This window comes from Parabacteroides goldsteinii DSM 19448 = WAL 12034 (genome assembly GCF_000969835.1).
Classification (GTDB): Bacteria; Bacteroidota; Bacteroidia; order Bacteroidales; family Tannerellaceae; genus Parabacteroides; species Parabacteroides goldsteinii.
Window position 1 is genome coordinate 1,621,991 of the sequence record NZ_KQ033913.1, and the last position, 16,428, is coordinate 1,638,418.

General features: G+C 47.3%; 9 protein-coding genes. 4 read left to right on the forward strand and 5 right to left on the reverse strand.

Annotated features, from left to right (window positions below; translation table 11 throughout):
• The first annotated feature begins 140 nt into the window (after positions 1-140).
• From HMPREF1535_RS19710 to HMPREF1535_RS19720, 3 genes are read left to right on the forward strand one after another with little or no spacing between them, the layout of a single operon-like run.
• Positions 141-1,547, forward strand: a complete 1,407-nt coding sequence (locus tag HMPREF1535_RS19710) for an efflux transporter outer membrane subunit (RefSeq protein WP_046147227.1) — start codon at positions 141-143, stop codon at positions 1,545-1,547.
• 34 nt (positions 1,548-1,581) lie between these two features.
• Complete coding sequence (locus HMPREF1535_RS19715) at positions 1,582-2,697, forward strand: efflux RND transporter periplasmic adaptor subunit (protein ID WP_046147228.1); 1,116 nt, start codon at positions 1,582-1,584, stop codon at positions 2,695-2,697.
• 7 nt (positions 2,698-2,704) lie between these two features.
• Positions 2,705-5,839, forward strand: a complete 3,135-nt coding sequence (locus HMPREF1535_RS19720; RefSeq protein WP_046147229.1) for an efflux RND transporter permease subunit — start codon at positions 2,705-2,707, stop codon at positions 5,837-5,839.
• Between the two features lie 99 nt (positions 5,840-5,938).
• Here the strand turns inward: HMPREF1535_RS19720 and HMPREF1535_RS19725 are convergent, their stop codons facing one another.
• On the reverse strand, positions 5,939-9,868 hold the full coding sequence (locus HMPREF1535_RS19725; RefSeq protein ID WP_052716753.1) for an AlbA family DNA-binding domain-containing protein: 3,930 nt from the start codon (positions 9,866-9,868) through the stop codon (positions 5,939-5,941).
• Between the two features lie 328 nt (positions 9,869-10,196).
• Here HMPREF1535_RS19725 and HMPREF1535_RS19730 point away from each other — a divergent pair, with 328 nt between their 5' ends.
• The gene (locus tag HMPREF1535_RS19730) at positions 10,197-11,663 is read left to right on the forward strand and encodes a catalase (protein ID WP_046147230.1); all 1,467 of its coding nucleotides are present in this window, start codon (positions 10,197-10,199) and stop codon (positions 11,661-11,663) included.
• Between the two features lie 226 nt (positions 11,664-11,889).
• Here the strand turns inward: HMPREF1535_RS19730 and HMPREF1535_RS19735 are convergent, their stop codons facing one another.
• Genes HMPREF1535_RS19735 through HMPREF1535_RS19750 form a run of 4 tightly spaced genes read right to left on the reverse strand, consistent with a single transcriptional unit; the run spans position 11,890 to position 16,428 of the window.
• Positions 11,890-12,261, reverse strand: coding sequence for a YbaN family protein (locus HMPREF1535_RS19735; protein WP_007657139.1), 372 nt, complete (start codon positions 12,259-12,261; stop codon positions 11,890-11,892).
• Between the two features lie 2 nt (positions 12,262-12,263).
• A complete protein-coding gene (fmt, locus tag HMPREF1535_RS19740; protein WP_046147231.1) occupies positions 12,264-13,238 on the reverse strand; it encodes a methionyl-tRNA formyltransferase in 975 nt (324 codons plus the stop codon).
• A gap of 3 nt (positions 13,239-13,241) precedes the next feature.
• Positions 13,242-15,026, reverse strand: a complete 1,785-nt coding sequence (locus tag HMPREF1535_RS19745; RefSeq protein WP_007657143.1) for a chloride channel protein — start codon at positions 15,024-15,026, stop codon at positions 13,242-13,244.
• A gap of 1 nt (position 15,027) precedes the next feature.
• On the reverse strand, positions 15,028-16,428 hold the full coding sequence (locus HMPREF1535_RS19750; protein ID WP_046147232.1) for a sugar transferase: 1,401 nt from the start codon (positions 16,426-16,428) through the stop codon (positions 15,028-15,030).

Consider the following 16,428-nt stretch of genomic DNA (forward strand, 5'->3'; position numbering starts at 1 on the left):
CAAATCACTCTATAATGGCAGTGACAATGATGCCTGAGTTCAACAAGATAGCGTTCACTTTACTATCCTGTGAAAATTAGTCCTTTATTAAACCAAGAGTGACTTATTTGTGTTTATGTGTAGAATCTAAACAAAAAGTTATGCACATAAGTACATGGTGTTATACTATGCTTTGCCTTTTTCTGCCAATGACGCTGATGGCACAGGCAAAGCATAAGTACCTTGATCACGCATTGCCGGAAGCGTGGCAGGAGAATGACAGTAATTTCCAACAAACCCTACCCGTTGATGACAACTGGTGGAGGAATTTCAATGATCCGGTATTGGATTCCCTGATCGATGTGGCCGTGAAGCAGAACTATTCTGTGCAGATGGCTGCCGATCGTATCGCTATGGCGAAAGCCAACCTGCGCATACAACAGGGCAGTTATTCACCGACGCTGGGACTATCGGCGGGATGGAACCGGCAACAAAGCAGTGGCAACACCAGTAGTTTACCGCAAACAATCACCCAATATGCCGATGCCTCGCTCTCCATGAGTTGGGAAGTCGACGTATTCGGTAGTATCCGTAACCGGGTGAAAGCGCAGAAAGAGAATTTCGCTGCCTCCAAAGAAGAATACAACGCCGTCATGGTATCGCTTTGTGCACAGGTCGCATCGGCCTACATCAATCTGCGTGAATTGCAACAGGAGGTCGATGTAGTCACCCAAAACTGTCTGTCGCAACAGGCTGTAGTCGAAATCACCCAGAAAAGGTATGAAACCGGCCTGGTGTCGAAACTGGATGTGGCACAGGCACAATCCGTATATTACAGTACCAAGGCCTCGCTCCCCATGCTGGAAGCAGGTATCATCCAGTACACGAATGCCCTGGCTGTGCTGATGGGACTGTATCCGCAAGACGTTAAAGGACTGATCGACCATCCGCGTCCCCTGCCCGATTACATCGAAACCGTCGGAGTAGGATTCCCTGCCAACCTGTTACTGCGTCGTCCGGATATCCGTTCTGCCGAACGCCAGGTCAACGCCCAGGCCGCGACATTGGGTGCATCCAAATCCGACTGGTGGCCGCAGGTTTTCGTCAAAGGTTCCATCGGATTCGCTTCTCACGACATCGATAAGATAGCCAACCATAACAGCCTGACATATGAAATCGCACCCGCCATCTCCTGGAATTTCTTCCAGGGAGGCAAACTGGCACAGGCAACCCGCCTGGCAAAAGTCCAGTTAGACGAAACAATCAGGCAGTTCAACGAAACCGTCCTCACCTCCGTACAGGAAGTCGATAACGCGATGAGTTCCTATAAAAACTCCATCAAACAAATCGTCGCCCTCCGCGAAGTAGTCAACCAGGGCCAGCAAACGCTCGACCTCTCACTCGACCTCTATAAACAGGGACTGACACCGTTTCAGAATGTACTGGATGCGCAACGCTCGCTGCTGTCGTATGAGAATCAATTGACACAAGCCAAAGGCCAGTCGCTCGTCTATCTGATTCAGCTCTACCAGGCACTGGGCGGAGGCTGGGACGAAAACGGGTATTAAGAAAGGTTAGTTTACCAAACTAAAAAACACAAATATGAAAACATCTGTCAGAATCGCCCTGATCGCCTTGTCGGTCCTTACGCTGGCATCGTGCAAAGGGAAAAAGCAACCGGCGGAAACAGCCGCCCCTTCCATCAGCGTGGCAACACCGGAAGTAAAAGATATTACGCTGACAAAAGACTATCCCGGTTATCTGAGTTCGGAATTGACCGTCAATCTGGTGGCCCGGGTAAACGGTTATCTCCGGACCTCCCACCTGGTGGCCGGCAGCAAAGTGAAGAAGGGAGAACTCATCTTCGTGATCGAGCCCGACACTTATCAGGATAATGTAACCCAGGCCGAGGCGGCACTTAAAACCTCCAAAGCGCAACTCGACTATGCCCGCAGCAATTACGAGCGGATGAAAGAAGCCGCCAAAAGCGGAGCCGTCAGCCAGATACAGGTATTGCAGGCCCAATCGACCGCACAGGAAATGGAAGCATCCGTCCGTAATTCGGAAGCCGAACTAAATACGGCACGCACCAACCTCAGCTACTGCTATATCCGTGCCCCGTTCGACGGACGAATCACCCGGGCCACTTACGACATCGGCAATTATATCAACGGAGCGGCGCAGCCCGTCACGCTGGCTACCCTTTATAAAGATGACAAAATGTTCGTCAACTTCAATATAGAAGATAACCAGTTTATGAAAATGATGATTACCGCTGCCCAAAACGATTCGACCGTCAAACTGCCGGAAACAATCGCCGTACATCTGGGAGACAACGGACGGCAAAACTACACCGGACAGTTGGATTATTTCTCTCCCAATGTCGACCTGTCGACCGGAACACTGAATGTCCGTGCCAACCTGGATAACAAGGGCGGCGAACTGAAAAGCGGATTATACGTCACCATCACCCTGCCCTACAGCGAAAAACGGGATGCCGTCCTGGTACGCGACGCCTCCATCGGCACCGACCAGCTGGGCAAATATCTTTATATCGTAAACGATTCCAATATCGTACGGTACCGTCATATAGAACCGGGACAGTTGGTAGACGACACCTTACGCCAGGTCGTCAGCGGACTTGAACCGAACGAACGTTACGTCACCACCGCTTTATTGAAAGTGCGTGACGGAATGAGTATTACCCCTATAAAATAAGAACGTCATGGTAAAATTCTTTATAAACAGACCCATCTTTGCCACCGTTCTTGCCCTGATTATCGTGGTTGCGGGATTGGTCACACTCAACGTATTACCCATCGCCCAATATCCGGATATCACACCGCCTACCGTACAGGTTTCAGCAGTCTATCCGGGTGCCGATGCACAGACGGTTTCACAAACCGTCGGACTGCCTATCGAGCAACAGGTGAACGGTGTGGACGGAATGCTTTATATGAGCTCCAACTCTTCCAGTTCGGGCGCTTACTCGCTGACCATCACTTTTGCTGTCGGTACGGACATCGACATGGCTACCGTCATGGTACAAAACCGTGTCAGCATTGCACAAAGCAGTCTGCCGGAAGCAGTAATCGTACAAGGAATCACGACTAAAAAGCAATCATCCAACATCGTGATGATGCTTTCCCTCACTTCCAGGGATTCTCTTTACGACGGACTTTATCTGAGCAACTATGCCAGCCTGAACCTGACCGACCAGCTGGCCCGTCTGCCGGGAGTCGGTTCGGTAAGTGTCATGGGAGCCGGCAACTACAGCATGCGTATCTGGCTCGACCCCGAAGTCATGCGCATCCGCAACCTGACGCCGGATATGGTTTTCCAGGCTATCTCGACACAGAACAGGCAGGTTTCTGCCGGTTACGTAGGCCAGCCAATTGCAGAGGCGAACAATCCTTATCAATACACCCTGACCGTAAAAGGCCGGCTGACTACGCCGGAGGAATTTGGCAATATCATCCTGCGGACAGAGCAAGGCGGTAAAATACTCCGGCTGAAAGATATTGCCCGTATCGAACTGGGCAGTTCCTCCTACAACGTGACTTCACGGTTACGGGGACAACAGGCTGCCGCCATTGCCATCTACCAGCTGCCCGGCTCCAACTCGCTGGAAGTATCCAAAGCTGTACGGGCAAAGATGGAAGAGATTGCCTCCACCCTTCCGCAAGGCGTTGAATACGGCGTTACCCTCGACACGACAGAAGTCATCAACGCTTCTATCGACGAAGTGTTGGTGACTTTCCTGGAGACAACAGCGCTGGTTGTCCTGGTTATTTTCCTTTTCCTCCAGAATTTCCGGGCGGTAATCATTCCCTGCCTCAGTATTCCTGTTTCATTGATAGGAACGCTGGCTGTCATGGGGGCATTGGGATTCTCGGTCAATACATTAACGTTATTCGGATTGATCCTGGCGATTGCCATTGTGGTAGACGACGCAATCATTGTCGTCGAGAACTCGTCGCGATACATGGATACCGGGAAGTATACGGCACGCGAAGCGGTAACAAAAGCAATGAGCGAACTCGTCGGACCGGTTATCGGTGTCGTATTGGTACTGTTGGCGGTATTTATCCCGACCACTTTTATTGGCGGCATCTCCGGACAGCTTTACAAACAGTTCGCCCTGACGATTGCTGCCGCAACCGTCCTGAGCGGCATCAACTCATTGACATTGACACCGGCACTCTGCGCCCTGTTCCTGCGCGTCACTAACGATCCGAAGTTTGTCGTCTTCAAAGCCTTCAATAAGGTATACGACAAAACACAGAAGATCTACGATGATGTTGTCGACCGCATGTTGAAACATCAGCTGGTCACATTGATAATCTTCCTGATCGTTTCAGCTACGGCAGCCGTCATGTTCATGCGCTGGCCTTCGACCTTCATCCCGGAAGAAGACGACGGATATTTCATTATCTCCAGCCAGTTGCCGCCGGCCTCGAGCCTGCCACGCACTGAAGCCGTCAGCCAGAAAATCAACAAGATACTGGACACTTATCCGGAAGTCAAAACCTATATGGGAATAAACGGTTTCTCTGTGATGGGAGGCGGCGAACTGTCAAATACCGGTACCTATTTTGTCGTACTGAAGAATTGGAGTGAACGAAAAGGGAAAGGTCATACGGCACAAGATGTCGTCACCCGCTTCAACCGGGAAGCCTATGGCATCCAGGAAGCGCAGATATTTGCTTTGGTTCCTCCCGCCATTCCCGGCCTGGGTGCTTCCGGCGGTCTGCAACTGCAACTGGAAGACCGCAAGAGCCTGGGACCGACCGAAATGCAGCATGCCATACAGACATTGCTGGAAACATACCGTACCAAACCTCAACTTCTGAGTTTATCCAGTATGTATCAGGCGAATGTCCCCCAATACCGTCTGAATATCGACCGCGACAAAGTGCAGTTGCTGGGATTACAGTTGAGCGATGTCTTTTCAACCCTCAGCTATTACATGGGAGCCGCCTATGTAAATGACTTTGTCGAGTTCGGGCGTATCTATCAGGTCAAGATTGAAGCCGGCGGACAGGCGCAGAAGGTCATCGATGATGTTATGCGGTTGAGTCTGGAAAACAGTTCCGGCAAAATGGTTCCTTTCTCCGCTTTTACAGAAGCGAAACAACAATTGGGATTGGACCAGATTAACCTGTATAATATGTATTCTTCAGCCTCCATCACTTGTATTGCCAATCCGAAATACAGTTCGGGAGAAGCCATACAGGCGATGGAAGAGCTCATACAGGAACAGCTGGGTGACAATTTCGGTTACGAATGGACCTCCGTCGCCTATCAGGAGACCAAAGCCGGCTCGACCACGATGTTGATATTCGGTATGGCTTTACTGGTGGCCTTCCTGGTTCTTTCGGCACAATATGAAAGTTGGACAAGTCCGCTGGCAGCCATCATGGGATTGCCAATCGCCTTGCTGGGAGCCATTCTCGGTTGTTTCATTATGGGAGTGCCCGTCAGCGTCTACACGCAAATCGGGATTATCCTGTTGATTGCCCTCTCCGCAAAGAACGGTATCCTGATTGTCGAATTTGCCCGCGACTACCGTGCCGCCGGTAATCCGATACGCGAAGCGGCCCTCGAAGCCGGACACGTCCGCCTGCGCCCTATCCTGATGACTTCGTTTGCCTTTGTACTCGGAGTCATGCCGTTGTTGTTTGCCACCGGAGCAGGGGCAGCCAGCCGTGTATCATTGGGGGCAGCCGTCGTATTCGGTATGGCCATCAATACGATTTTTGCGACCGCCTTTATCCCCAGCTTCTACGAATGGATGCAAACCTTCCAGGAGAAATGGCTGGACAAAGCCTCTCCCAATAAAACTGCAACTAAAGCCTGATGCAGGTCTTTAGATTATAAAAAGAGGATGCGCCAAAAGACTGTAACTTTTCGACGCATCCTCTTATCTATTCTGTTGCGGAATGATCACTCAATATGATCAAAAAGTAATCCCGCACATAGAACTGAGTATTTCCACATCCGATTTATAAATGGTATGTTCCCATCGCCGTCCGGCACTATACTGGTCAAATTCCTTCAACGACAATTTATCTTCATTAAGGGTTCCGACCTGTTCGGCAGACAGGATCTCTGCATAGACGAACGTTCCTTTATCCGGTTCGAGTACAAGCGTATTACGGGGTTGAATGCTCATCGACTTTTCAAAATCATCCAATGCTATAATACGGAATCTTTTCTCCCCGTCTTTATCCGCGATCAGCAAAAGATAGTCTGTTTTATGAGCCGGAGACAAAAAGAGCAGTCCGTCTACCGAATCGATGAATGCCAGTGGAGTATTGGGTTGCGATATTCCTTTTTTCAGATTCGACAGGCCGACCTCGCCATTGGTGAAAACTGCAACCAGGATATCCTCTTTATCTTCCGGATTATAAGAGAACAGAACTTTTCCCTCGCCTCCCCAAACACCTATTTTGGGACTGGGAGAACTGGCGATCTTTCCGTTGGCAAACAAAGAAACGAATAAGTGCCCCGGCGTATATCCGTGGTCCGGTTTCTTTATCAGGGGGTTCGTTCGCAAACCGGATGTTTTGCACGCATACGCTTTGTTTTTAGCTTTTCCCTTCTCATTGTCTTTTTTTATCTCGCGCATCGGCGGAAGAACGGTCTCTTCTTTTACCTCTACTTCCGGCAGGAGAAAAATCTCCTGTTGCACATTACTGTCTTGTTGTACCTTAAAAATGTATTCTTTCCGTTCCTCGCTGAAGAATACCGGAAACTCAGGCTTCTTAGGTGTTGAATCCAGTTTCAGTGTACGCCTTTGTTTAACAAACTCGTCCACGTTGCACACCGCCTTTGCCATACTTGAACTGCCTGTTCGGGTATATACAACCCCTTTCACCTTCACCACTTCATTGATCGGCACCACCCTGAAGGCCAATACCATCCTCCCGTCTTCATATTCATAGATCCGGCAACGGATATTTTCCTGATACCGGTTCCGGTCTTCTTCTTTTTCTCCCAACTGGCAAATGATACTTCTGTTGACTTCACGAAGGTAGACATCGCTATCGTTACGGGCAAATTTCAAATCCTCTGCCAACCCGTTCAGATAGCCTTTGTCGTTGACGCCGATATAAAGCGTTCCTCCGTCTGTATTCATGAAAGAGGCTATGACACGGGCCAGGACGACACTCTGATCTTCGCCGGCATTTTTATTGGCATGAATAAAGGCCGATGTCTTAAATTCCTTCTCCATGCCTTCATGCCCGAAGTAGACCGGAACATATGTCTTCTTTTCTTTCCCGGAATCCTTAAAGCCCAGCAGCAAATTGATGCTTTTATAGATAACCTCCTGCAACTCCGTATCTTTCTCCCTCAGAAAACGAACAATACTGAAATAGCGGGCCAATTCCGAAACAAGCGGGTTCTTGTCCTGCATAAAAGAGTTCAAGAGCGAGAAAGAGTCTTTTTCATACAACGTCTGCATCACCCGTATCACCTGCCGGCACTGTTTCAGATTGCGGCCATAACGGTTTATATCCATGAGCTCCATCTTCTTCAGCAGATCGCGGAACTTTTGTATGTTCGCTTCCGAAAAACGGGTATGATAAGGCTCCGTCATCAGCACTTCTACATTATATATATAGTCGGCACAAAGTTGGTAATAACGAGCCAACGCCTGGTTGCCGGTGAAGTTACACAAGAGACTCAATATGTTATATACATTGAACCGTTCGGTAGAATCATCCAGTTCCAAAACCAGCGAATCCACGCAAAAGATCAGTTCGCGCACCAGTTCGATCGTTAATGCCGGGTTATCAGCAAGCGTGCTCTTCACCTCTTTTTCCACTACTTCTTTGCTTTCTTTCATATCGCAAGGAGTAATATTCACATTTTCCAGGCTCAGATCTTTCAGGGCGACGAAAAAAGGGTTATTCTCTTTCTTCTGATCGGTCAATAACACGGAATCGCCGTCTCCTTTATAAATCTCTTTTGTCAGGAATATAAAGAAATCGCGTATATTCTCCAACACGGACCGGTCGAAAGCCGCATGGTCAGGACGAGGCACATGCGACTGCACATTGATCGTATTTTTCAGTTTGTGGGAAAGGAGACCGACATATTCAACCTTAAAGATATCTCCGATCCGGTATTTTTTATGCGAGGTCAAAGCAGTCGTAGCCGTAGCTCCGGACGAAAGCAACCACCAGACTTTCCCGTCACGAACTTCGACTACCTTCCCCTGCAATGCTTTCCGCCGTACACATTCCGGATAAATAAATTCATTGAAATCCTGTATCAGGGATAAAAGAATTTCACCTTTCTCCACTTCTTTTATTTTAGCCTGAAACAATTGGTTGACAGAAAACAGATCGGAAAATCCGGGAATCATGCTATAACAGGAATTGATATAGGCAAAAGGCAAACGGGCTTTCAATCCCTGATAAGTTTTGTCGATTATTTCCGCATACATCGACATCGATTCTTTATTAATCGACAAAATACGAATATTTACCCGCTCGTCAGGCGAAGGATAGACAATCCCCGAAAATTCTTCTTCCGACTTCTTCGCAATAAACGCTTCTTCTTCAGGAAACATCTCGACAACCGGTTTGCTGCCCTGCAAAGAAAGAGGAAAATCTTCCGCCAGCTGCTTCCAGTACAACCTGTAATCTTTTATGGTCTTACAGGCATCGAACGAACAGACCGGTTTATCGAATAAGGCCACAAACAACCTGTTATTCAACACAGATACCCGGTCTTTGCGCCCTTTCCATAAAAGGGAAGCATGGGGCAAATGTGTACTGAGCGTAAAACCATCGTTATCGAGTGTCAGCGTATTCGAGGCATTGCTATACTGTTGCCACTTAAGTGCCTGCTCAAAAACAGGACAGGCAGCATCTTCAATTGGTATCGTAACGAGTTGTTCCAACATACGCCTTTCATCATAATCACACAAACTGTCCCAGCGGATTTTGCCATTCAGCCGATTCTCTCCGGTTAGCAGCGTATACGATTTATTTTTCAGTACACCGCCATAAACAGAAGGGATACGGGATAAATACCGGCAAATACGTGCAGCAATCACCGCCCGGTCAGAATCGGCAACATCTGCCTCTTTCGATACCAGGTAGAGGAAAGCATGTATTTGTATCGCATTCGTAATAACCGGATGGACAGTGTTCCATTCATCCATGTACCATACTTCGGCAGTCTTATCTTCCACCGCCTGCGCTTTTCTTTTTAACAGGCTGTATAACTCTGCAAGTTCGTTTTTCCCGATTCGCTTGCTTGCTATCAGTTCATTAATCAAACGGACAACCAACATCAAAGCATTCGTCAGAACATCCGTGTCATAGGATAAAAGATATAATATCTGCCGGATTTCTTTTTCTGCATGCCAAAGATTCCCGCTCGCTTTCAACCTGAACAGTATGCTCGCCAGCCGAGATTCGGTCCTTTTATCCAAAATGCATTTACATGCTTCTATTTTCCCTTGCAAATTATCCATCCGCCGAAAGATTTCCTCCCGCTTCTGCTCCACATCATCTTTATAGACAGACTGCAAGTAATCTGATCCTTCACTGATCCACTTAAAAATATCCAAAGCAAGAGTAAACGCTCCGATCGCATTTTTTCTGTCTTTCTGCAAACATTCTGCATGCAGTTCTTCGAAAGCAGCGATTGCCTCTATCCAGGAAACATCATTATTCCGATATAATAGCTGCGCTTTCCTTAATAAAAGATTCGATATATGGTAACTGGACGGACATCTGTTCTTTACAATCCCTATATCCAAAGAGGTGTGAGCTGATATATAATTTACAGTCTTCGTAAAATCAATACGGGTCGATCCTTCCAGTGAAAGATTGTTTTCATATAAAGTGTTTATAGTCAGATCAGTCATATGCGTTATTCTGTTTTTTTAGTTCATATTTTTATTCAAAGCCAACAATTAGGCAAACGCCTTGATTCCTGAAGGCTAAATATACTACAATAATCTGAAAAACCAAATGAGATTGATGATTAATACCAAATCTTTATCAGGCCGGACAACCGTTTGTTGTTTCTCCTGATAAATAACCCTTATCCACGTATCAAAATTACCTATTTGATTTCTGCTGAATAACATTTTACTTTTGTTCAATAATTAAAAACAAAAGCTGTGTCCGTTCGGTTACATTAATATTCAAGGGTAGAATGTCGTCGACTATATACAGATAAAAAATTCATCTATGGAGAACAAGAAACTCACAGCTGCCAACGGTCGTCCCGTAGCAGACAATCAGAACATCCAGACAGTAGGTCCGCGTGGACAAGTGTTATTACAAGATCCGTGGTTTTTGGAGAAACTGGCCCATTTCGACCGCGAAGTTATTCCCGAAAGACGTATGCATGCCAAAGGCTCCGGAGCATTCGGTACTTTCACCGTCACACATGACATTACAAAGTACACAAAAGCAGCAATCTTCAGTGAAGTAGGCAAGCAGACCGAATGTTTCGTCCGCTTCTCCACTGTTGCCGGCGAACGCGGAGCGGCCGATGCCGAACGTGATATCCGCGGCTTTGCCATGAAGTTTTATACGGAAGAAGGTAACTGGGATTTAGTCGGAAACAATACTCCGGTATTTTTCCTGCGCGACCCGCTGAAGTTTCCCGACCTTAACCACGCCATCAAAAGAGATCCGAAAACGAACATGCGCAGTGCAAACAACAACTGGGATTTCTGGACGTTACTTCCTGAAGCATTGCATCAGGTTACCATCACAATGAGCTCACGTGGAATCCCTTACTCCTATCGTCACATGCATGGATTCGGTAGTCATACGTATAGCTTTATCAATGCAAAGAACGAACGTATCTGGGTGAAATTCCACCTGCGGACATTACAGGGAATCAAGAACCTGACAGACCAGGAAGCAGAAGCAATCATCGCCAAAGACCGCGAGTCGCATCAGCGTGATTTGTTTGAAAGCATTGAAAAGGGAGATTTCCCTAAATGGAAATTCCAGATTCAGTTGATGACGGAAGAGCAGGCAGACAACTATCGTATCAATCCGTTCGACCTGACAAAAGTATGGCCGCACGGTGACTTCCCACTGCAAGACGTGGGCATCCTCGAACTGAACCGTAATCCGGAAAACTATTTCGCCGATGTGGAACAAGCCGCATTCAACCCGATAAATACAGTAGAAGGTATCGGCTTTTCTCCCGACAAGATGCTTCAGGGACGCCTTTTCTCTTACGGCGATGCACAACGCTATCGTCTGGGAGTCAACTCCGAACAAATACCGGTAAACAAACCCCGCTGTCCTTTCCATGCTTATCACCGCGATGGAGCTATGCGTGTAGACGGAAACTATGGTGCCGCAAAAGGATACGAACCGAACAGCTACGGCGAATGGCAGGACTCTCCCGAAAAGAAAGAACCGCCTTTGAAAGCGAACGGCGACATCTATAATTATAACGAACGCGAATACGATGACGATTATTACAGCCAGCCGGGTGCTTTATTCCGCCTGATGCCGGCCGACGAACAGCAGGTGTTATTCGAAAACACCGCCCGCCAGATCGGTGGTGCCGAACTGTTCATCCAGCAACGTCACGTACGCAACTGTTACAAAGCCGATCCTGCTTATGGCAAAGGCATTGCCGATGCGTTAGGCATCAGTCTGGAAGACGCTCTGAAAGAAACAAGATAATCACTTGCGAAGGGGTTCCAGTTTCCTTAGGAGGAAACGCGCGTTTCCTGCCTGGGAAACTGGAGTTCCCTGAGCACGGAACTACGAGAAAACTGTAATCAACTCACAATTAGCCAATAAAGTCTTTTTCGTTACTTTATTATTTTACCAGGTCAATCAGCCATTTCACTATCTCCGGGTCATAATGCGAGAAGAAGAGGCTTTTGGCTTTACGGCTAAAGAAATTTTACTTTTTTGTAGGAAACGAAAGAATATGCCAGGTCACCCCGATACTTATCAGGATCAGCAAGATTTTCACCCAAAGATATTCAATAAGGAAAAGAGAAGTAAGAATGGCAGACAGCCACATCACCGCCACCGAGATAATCTTTGAACGTAGCGGGATTGCTTTGTCTACCAGATAATTTCGGATATACGGTCCGAAATAACGGTTATCCATCGCCCGGTTATATAACTTTTCGGAACTACGGATATAAAACCAGCAGGTAAGTAACCAGAAAGGAGTAGTCGGGAGCAACGGAACAAATATGCCGATTGCTCCCAATATCAGGAAGAAAGAACCCAGTGTTATATAGATAATGCGCCTGGTTTCCTTCATTATTATTCTACTGTATAATCACCGATTTGTTTGAAACCGTTGAGGAAATCTTTTATTTCCATCCGTTTCTTTCCGGCCAGCTGCAATGTCTGAAAACGGATATAACCGTCTTCAACAGCCACATCGACATAACTCTTTGCATCCGTACAGATAGTGCCGGTTGCCAGGTCATGCGAAGCCGGACGCTTTTCCGTCTTATACACTTTCAACGCCATGCGGCTTCCGTCCGGAGCAACCAACTCCGTCCATGCAGCAGGATAAGGAGAGAGTCCGCGGACAAAATCATATATCTTCTTCAACGGTTGATTCCAGTTTATCCGGCAGGTTTCCTTAAATATTTTCGGAGCCGGGCGAAGTTCTGCCGGGTCTTTAAAAAACTCTTCCTGGGGAACGGCATCCACTTTTCCTTCCAGCAGCAAGTCCACCGTTTCCGTCACCAGGCCGGCGCCCATAGTCATCAGGGCATCGTGTACGATTCCGACATTATCCGTATCGGCTATCGGTAAATGTTTCTGACGGATAATCTTGCCGGTATCTATTTCATGTGTCAGGAAAAAGGTGGTCACACCCGTTTCCGTATCGCCATTAATCACCGCCCAGTTGATGGGAGCCGCCCCGCGATACTGCGGCAGCAAAGACGCATGAAGATTGAATGTTCCGAAACGGGGCATATTCCAGACAACCTCCGGCAGCATGCGAAAGGCGACCACAATCTGCAAATCAGCCTCCAAAGCACGTAACTCAGCGAGGAATGCCTCATCTTTCAACTTCTCCGGCTGCAAGACAGGAAGGTTCTGCGACATGGCATATTCCTTCACCGGGCTTGCCTGCAACACACTTCCGTGACGTCCGACCGGTTTGTCCGGCATCGTAATCACCCCTACTACATTATATCCGCCTTCGACTAAGGCTTTCAGGCTCTCCACCGCAAAATCGGGGGTGCCCATATATACAATCCGTAACTCTTTTTTTTCCATCTTTTAATCTCCTGAAAAGTTTTCTACCAATACTTCGCGGTATGAATTAAATATCTTCGATTTCGACATAAAGCCGACATAACGTCCTTCTTCATCCACCACGGGAAGGTTCCAGGCCTTCGTATCATCAAAAATCCCCATGATTTGCTCCATCGGTGTCCCGATACATATCTTAGCCGGAGCCGACACCATGAACTTGGATACATGGAACCTGTTATATAACTCCGGACGGAACATAATGTTGCGGATATTATCCAGCAACACGATTCCCAGCAAAACGCCCTTTTCATCGACTACCGGGAACGAGTTACGTCCGCTCTTTGCAATCACCTTCACCATATCTCCCAGCGACATTTCCGGAGAAACGACCTGGAAGTCCTTTTCAATCACGCTATCCGTATTCAGCAAAGTCAGTACGGCGCGGTCTTTATGATGGGTCAGCAATTCGCCTTTCTGTGCCAGACGCATCGAATAGATACTGTGAGGCTCGAACATCAGAATCGTCAGGTACGAACTGATGGAAACAATCATCAACGGCAGGAAAAGGTCGTATCCACCGGTAAGTTCCGCAATCAGGAACACACCGGTAAGCGGTGCATGCATGACACCCGACATAATTCCCGCCATCCCCAGCAACGCAAAATTCTTCTCGGAAATATACATGGTGAAAGGGAAATAATTGGAAGCATGCGCAAAAAGGAAACCGGAAATACAGCCCAGATACAAGCTTGGTGCAAAGATACCACCGCATCCCCCGCCGGCATTGGTCGCACTCGAGGCAAACACTTTAGTCAGCAGAATCAGGAACAGGAATACCAGTATTCCCCAGTACGTATCATTCAAATCATAGAACAAACTCTTATCCATTATATGGGAGAACTGCCCGTTCAGCAGCGAGCCAATCGTGTCGTAACCTTCACCATACAACGGAGGGAAAAGGAAGATAAGCACACTCAGCATAACACCGCCGAGCAGGAACTTCTTCCAGTACACACCCAACTTGCGGTACATCCCTTCCACCCGGTTCATCACCCGTGTAAAATAAAGGGAAACCAATCCGCAGAAGACGCCCAGCAACAACACGTACGGGATACGTTCTATCTCGAACACTTCTGTCTGCGAGAATTTAAACATCGCTTCCGTCCCCGTAAAAATATAGGAAACCGTCGCCGCCGTCACCGATGAAATCAGCAAAGGCAACACCGACGTCATCGTCAGGTCGAGCAACAAGACCTCGATCACAAAAACCAACCCGGCAATCGGCGCCTTAAAGATACCGGCAATTGCACCTGCCGCACCGCAACCGACCAACAGCATCAACGTCTTCTGCTCCATCCGGAACAGACGTCCTAGATTGGAACCGATAGCCGCTCCCGTCAGCACAATCGGGGCCTCCGCTCCTACCGAACCACCAAACCCGATCGTCACCGAACTGGCAACAATGGAAGTCCAGGTATTATGAGGCTTGATTCGACTTTTACGCTGCGAAATAGCATAGAGGATTTTCGTCACCCCATGGCTGATATCGTCACGCACAATATACTTTACAAACAAACCTGCCAGCAAAATACCGATTACCGGATAAAGCAGGTACAGGTAATTCACCCCGCTCACATCAAAATTTCCGGTAAGCAAATGCTGAATCAGGTGTATCAACTGTTTCAGGATAATCGCAGACGCTGCCGTACATATCCCGACCAGGAAACTGATTACCAGAATAAAATGCTTTTCTTTTATATGCTTGTCCCTCCACAACAGGAACCTGTAAAATAAACCTTCTTTTGCCATTTCAAATACCTTTACCTGTAAATACCGTTCTCACCGTATAAATCAAAATTGTTATATCCAGCACTAACGACATATTTTCATAATATAATATATCATACTTTAAACGCTCTATCATCTTATCGACATCATTGGCATAACCGTATTTCACCATTCCCAATGAAGTAATACCCGGTCTCACATTATGTAACAAATAATAAAAAGGAGCTTTTTTCACAATCTGGTCGATAAAATACTTCCGTTCCGGCCGTGGACCGACGATTGACATATCGCCTTTCAGTACATTCCAGAACTGCGGAAACTCGTCCAGCCGGTATTTCCTCAATATATGGCCGAACGGAGTAATCCGTTTATCCTTCTCCGATGAAAGCAGAGGGCCGTTATCTTCCGCATCCACATACATCGTCCGGAACTTATAGATATAAAAAGGTTTCCCCATATATCCAATCCGTTCCTGGCGGAAAAAGACCGGTCCCGGCGAATCTTTCTTCACCCGCCAGGCTATATAAAGGTACATCGGCGAGAGTATCAGCAAGACCAGTACAGAGACCACCTTATCCATCACAAACTTTATATTCTTTTCCACCGCTGACAGGTTATTCTCCGTCACATTTACCAGCGGAATCCCACGGATTGTCTTTATCTTCACCTGCGACAACATGCTCAACTTATCCGCCAGCACCTTGATCGGCAGTTTATAATGATAAAGCGAATACAAAATCGTCAACAGTTTTTTGTTGTCCTCCGTTTCGGCAGCCAGTACCAGTTCATCAATTTTCTTATCTGCCACAACCGAAGCTAATCCGGATAAAGTTCCGGCAACCAGCTCTTTCTCCACTTCCACCGGAGTCGCATCGTCTTCGGGAATAAAACCTGAAATATGGTATCCCATCCGGTACAAATCACCCGCAATGCGGACCGCTTTCTTCCCGGCACCGATAATAAGTACGTTCATTGCCAACTCCCGGCTCTTAATCTTCCGCAAACCGCTCTGTGTAATTGCCAGGCGGGGAATATACGTCAGAAAAAACTGCAATCCGAGAAGGACAAAGAACAACTCATAATAAATATGGAAAGAGCGAGGCAAATCATTCAGCACCACAACAAAGAATATAAATACCACTCCGATTAATGTCGTCACGAACGTAGAGAATAACTCCGTCAGCCTAGACTTACCGAATGGTTTGTTGTAGTAACCCGAAAAATAATATAAGATCAGCCAAAAGAACGGAACGAACAACTGTCCTTTCAGCACCTGCATATACCCCAGATAACTGGTAAAGGAAGTAGCGCCCTCATATACTGCCAATTCTTCATAGCGCAACCAGTTAAATAAAAACCAGGCTACGGCTGCCGATATAAAATCCGATAATATGTATTTTGCGGCCTCTCTGCTTCTCTTCAT